The organism is Microbacterium mitrae, assembly GCF_008017445.1.
GTDB classification, from domain to species: domain Bacteria; phylum Actinomycetota; class Actinomycetes; order Actinomycetales; family Microbacteriaceae; genus Microbacterium; species Microbacterium mitrae.
Genome location: NZ_VRSW01000009.1, coordinates 1 through 4589 on the forward strand (window position 1 = coordinate 1; position 4589 = coordinate 4589).

The 4589-nt window shown below is 65.4% G+C and carries 3 protein-coding genes; 1 reads left to right on the top strand and 2 read right to left on the bottom strand.

What is annotated here, in order from left to right:
- Positions 1 to 958 precede the first annotated feature (958 nt).
- The gene (locus tag FVP60_RS12940; RefSeq protein WP_147825231.1) at positions 959 to 1582 is read right to left on the bottom strand and encodes an NUDIX hydrolase family protein; all 624 of its coding nucleotides are present in this window, start codon (positions 1580 to 1582) and stop codon (positions 959 to 961) included.
- Between the two features lie 129 nt (positions 1583 to 1711).
- Positions 1712 to 2725, bottom strand: coding sequence for an NAD-dependent epimerase/dehydratase family protein (locus FVP60_RS12945; RefSeq protein WP_147825232.1), 1014 nt, complete (start codon positions 2723 to 2725; stop codon positions 1712 to 1714).
- Between the two features lie 622 nt (positions 2726 to 3347).
- Here FVP60_RS12945 and FVP60_RS12950 point away from each other — a divergent pair.
- Entirely contained in the window at positions 3348 to 4124 is a 777-nt protein-coding gene (locus FVP60_RS12950; protein ID WP_147825233.1) for an alpha/beta hydrolase, read from the top strand.
- The last annotated feature ends 465 nt before the right edge of the window (positions 4125 to 4589 follow it).

The following is a 4589-nucleotide window of genomic DNA, read 5'->3' on the forward strand; positions in this document are numbered from 1 at the left end:
CGTTGTTTCGCCATTGTGACAAGCCGCGCCCAAATGTCGGAGACCTTCACCGGAGCAGCCCATGGGAGCGGTACCACCCGGCGTGTCGCTCCAAACGCTCCGACATTTGGCAACGGGAAACATCGGAACCACGAAGCATCCGCGCGCGCTGGTCGCCGCGCCGAGGTTCCGCCTGATGCACCGAGACCCCGTCCCCGCACCGAGACCCCGTCCCGGCACCGAGGTTCCACCCGCCGCACCGGCACTCCGCCGCCACGCCGCACCGAAATGTCGGAGAACCTGACCGAAACAGCCCTCGGGAGCGGTGCCACCCGGCGTGTCACCCCAAGCACTCCGACATTTGGCAACAGAAAACGGAACCACGAAGCCACAGGGCGCGCCGCTCACCGGCACCGAGGTTCCACCCGCCGCACCGGCACTCCGCCGCCACGCCGCACCGAAATGTCGGAGAACCTGACCGAAACAGCCCTCGGGAGCGGTGCCACCCGGCGCATCACCCCAAACACTCCGACATTTGGCAACAGAAAACGGAACCACGAAGCCACAGGGCGCGCCGCTCACCGGCACCGAGGTTCCACCCGCCGCACCGGCACTCCGCCGCCACGCCGCACCCAAATGTCGGAGAACTTCACCAAAACACGCCTTGTGAGCGGTGCCACCCGGCGCGTCGCCCCAAAGACTCCGTCACTTGGCAACAGAAGACCGGAACCACGCAACGTCCGCGCGCGCCGCTCACCGGCACCGAGGTTCCACCCGCCGCACCGGCACTCCGCCGCCACGCCGCGCCCAAATGTCGGAGAACCTGACCGAAACAGCCCACGGGAGCGGTGCCACCCGGCGTGTCACCCCAAAGACTCCGACATTTGGCTACAGAACACCGGAACCACGCACCCGCAGCGCGCGCCGTGGTGAAGCCGCCTGGGTCGGCACCGCCGCGACGGTGGTCGTTCTTCGCGAGCTAGCGGAGGGCGCCGACGCTGGCGAGGGCGAGGCGCACAAGGGTGCCGCGCCCGCCTTCCATTTCGGCGCTGAGGGTCTCGGACGATGCTTCTTCCGGCGTCATCCAAGTGACTTCGAGTGCGTCTTGACGCGGCTCGCAGGTTCCGGTGACCGGAACCACGAAGGCGAGCGAAACGGCGTGCTGGCGGTCATCGTGATACGCGCTGACGCCTGGCAGCGGGAAGTATTCGGCCACCGTGAAGGGTGCCGGCTGGGGTGGCAGAAGCGGAAACGCCATCGGGCCGAGGTCGTTTTCGACGTGACGAAACAGCGCATCGCGTACGGTCTCGCCGTAACGAACGCGGCCAGAAACGATCGTGCGAGTCATCTCACCCATCGGGGTGGCGCGCAGCAAAATGCCAACTTCGGTGACCGCCCCGGTACCGTCTTGCCGCACGGGAATCGCCTCAACGTAAAGAATCGGCAGGTGGCGGCGAGCCTCGGCAAGTTCAACCTCGCTCAGCCAACCGGGATTTGCGCCGGGCGCGTGAAATTCGTTGTTGAGCCCGAGACCGGCGAGTGGATCACGCGGGGTCTCGTCGTTCGGCTCGCTCGGGTCTGGATCCGGGGTGCGCACTGCCATGTCTCTTGTATACCCGACGGGCCGCCGATTGCCGAGAGTTTCGGCCAACGGCGAACGTCAGCGACTGCGTCGTCGCGATCACGACGTCGAGCGCGCGCCGGCCCGCCCACCGATGTTCCGCGTGTATCGTCAGCCGTCCGGCTGCGCGCGCCATGCCGCGATAACCTCGCGCTCGCCCGCATCGCTCAGCCCCGCGCCGCCGCCGTTGTTGCCGCGCCACCACATGCCATCGCGCAGCGTGTCGGCAAGGGGTCGCAATCGAAGCCCGTTCGCCGCGGCCAATTTCGCACTGCGGGCGCTCATCGCTCCCATGCTTTCGTCGGCAATCCACAGCGGCAACGAATTATCGCCCGCCCATTCGGCGACGCCGTGTTCAAGCAAGAATGCGGCAGGCATCGGCAAGATTCGCGGTTCATCGACTCCCGCACCGCCCTCGGCAACACCGGCCTCTCGCGCAATCGCCAGGTGGTCGCGCAACGTGAGCTGTTCGCCCAGCACATCGAAGGTTCCGCTGATCTCCGCGCTCGCGCAATACACCAGCCACGCAGCAAGATCGCGGGCGTCGATCACGGCGCACGTGAGGTCGAGGGCGTCCGGAACCACGATGTGCGTCGCGTCGACGGGGTGCGCAAAGCGCCATGGCCAGTAAGTGGTGCGACCCGTGGCATCACCAGGGCCACCGATGAGACCGGGACGAGCGATGACGAAACGATCCGGGCCAAACGCGGCCACAACGGCGTCTTCTGCCGCAACCTTTGCCGAGCCGTAGTCGGCCATCGATGCCATCACGTCGGCTTCAAGCGGGGGTAGGCGATCGGCCGTCTCGTCGGCATCGCGCTGCGCGTGGTTGGCGTAAACGCTGATGGTCGACACCAGAATGTAGCGATTCGCCGACTCGGCGAGAGCCTGCGTGGCACGGCGAACATGACCGGGCTCACGCGCGACGTCGATCACGGCGTCCCACTGCTCACCCGCGACAGCAACGTAAGCGTCATCGGCGTCGCGATCAGCCCGCACCGATCGTGCCCCGTTGGGCACCCCCGCCGAACGCGTCAAGCACGTCACAGCGTGCCCGGCCTCCAGCGCGATACGCGCCACGTGCGAGCTAACCCAGCCAGTACCACCGAGCACGAGAATCTTCATGCCGCCAGCCTGTCACGCCCCAGCGGTCACGGCTACCGTGTTGCGGATTGCGGGGGTGTGCTTCGTCCGGCCCGTTTCGGGGTTTCGGGCGGTGTCGTGGTTTCGGCGCGCGCCGTGGTTTCGGGGCGCGCCGTGGTTTTGACCCGGCATCTTGGTTCCGGCCGGCCTCATGGTCCCGTCTCAACAGTTGCCAAATGTCGGAGAAGTGCGACCCGGAAGGCGGTGGGAGCGGTGCCATGCGGCGTGTTGGCACGAAGGCTCCGACATTTGGTCACAGAAAAGAGCGGAACCACGGGCGCCGACGGGAGTGTCGGAGGTACGCAGTGCGGGTCTTTCGACTGGTGTGGGGTTCCGGAGTTCCGGGATTACGGAGTTCCGGAATTCCGGCGTTCCAGAGTTCCGGGGTCACTTGTGACGGGTGTTCTGGTTCCGCGGCCTATTTTCCGGCCCGCCTCATGGTTCCGTCTCAACCGTTGCCAAATGTCGGAGAAATGCGACCCGGAAGGCGGTGGGAGCGGTGCCATGCGGCGTGTTGGCACGAAGGCTCCGACATTTGGTCACAGAAAGGAGTGGAACCACGGGCGCCGGCTGGAGTGTCGGAGGTGGGTGGCAGGATGGGGCCATGTCGAATTCTGATCCCATCGACGTTGATTCGGTGTTGTGGTCTGCGCCCGCGGACGCCCGAGACGGCCGCCCCGTTGTGGTGTTGCTTCACGGCTACGGAAGTGACGAACGTGACCTTTTCAGCCTCGTGCCGCTGCTGCCAGACGAGTTCGTGTATGTCGCCGTACGAGCTCCGCTGGCACCGCCGTGGCCCGCGCCCGGCTACTCGTGGTACCCGATCGAGGGGTTGAATGCGCGCACTGGCGAGAGCGTCACGGCGGGCGCCGAGGCACTGTTGGCTTGGCTGGACACGCAAGAAATCGGCGATGTGGGGCTACTGGGATTCTCGCAGGGGGCGGCTGTCGCGATTCAAGCGCTCCGGCTGCGTCCGCAACGATTCGCCTTTGCCGTCAATCTGTCCGGCTACGCGGCTGGTGGTGAACTCCCCACCGACGCTGAGCTTGCCGCGCGGCGTCCACCCGTTTTCTGGGGGCGCGGAACCAATGACACAGTGATCTTCCCGCAACTCATTGAGCACACAACAGCCTGGTTGCCCGGCGTCGTCGAGCTCTCCGGGCGCGTGTACACCGGGCTCGGTCACGCCGTCTCGCAAGACGAGATTGTCGATGTGGGCGTCTTTCTACGCAAGTGTCTCGAAGACCTCCGCCAACCTGCCGCCACAGATGTGCAATCCCCAGACGGACCAAGCGCAGACGGGCAAAGTACGGACGGGCAGAGTACGGACGGGCAGAGTACGGACGGGCAGAGCACGGACGGGCGAGACGAGGAGGGGTAAACCGAAGTCGAGCTGAGCACAGATAGGCAATGCGCGGACAAGTTGTTGTTGGCAACGCACAGTCGAGCTGACCCCCGCCAGACGTATACACACGAGCACCCCGCGACACGCCCGGGATTCGCATTTCTGCGGTGCCGGCGTTACGATAAATGAGTCCTGTCCCAGAACATTGGAATGAAGTGACAATTATCGACGCCCGCGCATAAGCGCTGATTGTCGATCCACTTCGGTGGCTTCGAATGCTTGATGGCCTGCTTCGCACGCCTCGCATTTGAGCCGCACAGCCGCCCAAACGGGCGGAATGTTGGTGATGACGCAGCGCTCCCTCGCGCGTGTGTCACCGGCCTTGGGGTTTGGTGCGCCCGCGCATGACAAACCCGCGGCGTCCAAGAGACGCCGCAGAGACGGAGGCCTCATGTTTAACCCTGCTGTCGTCATCGACGACCTCTCTTTTGTCTGGCCAGA

Excerpts from the sequence above, each read along its gene's own strand:
- FVP60_RS12950 (WP_147825233.1), top strand. The coding sequence starts at position 3,348 with ATGTCGAATTCTGATCCCATCGACGTTGATTCGGTGTTGTGGTCTGCG.
- FVP60_RS12945 (WP_147825232.1), bottom strand. The coding sequence starts at position 2,725 with ATGAAGATTCTCGTGCTCGGTGGTACTGGCTGGGTTAGCTCGCACGTG.
- FVP60_RS12940 (WP_147825231.1), bottom strand. The coding sequence starts at position 1,582 with ATGGCAGTGCGCACCCCGGATCCAGACCCGAGCGAGCCGAACGACGAG.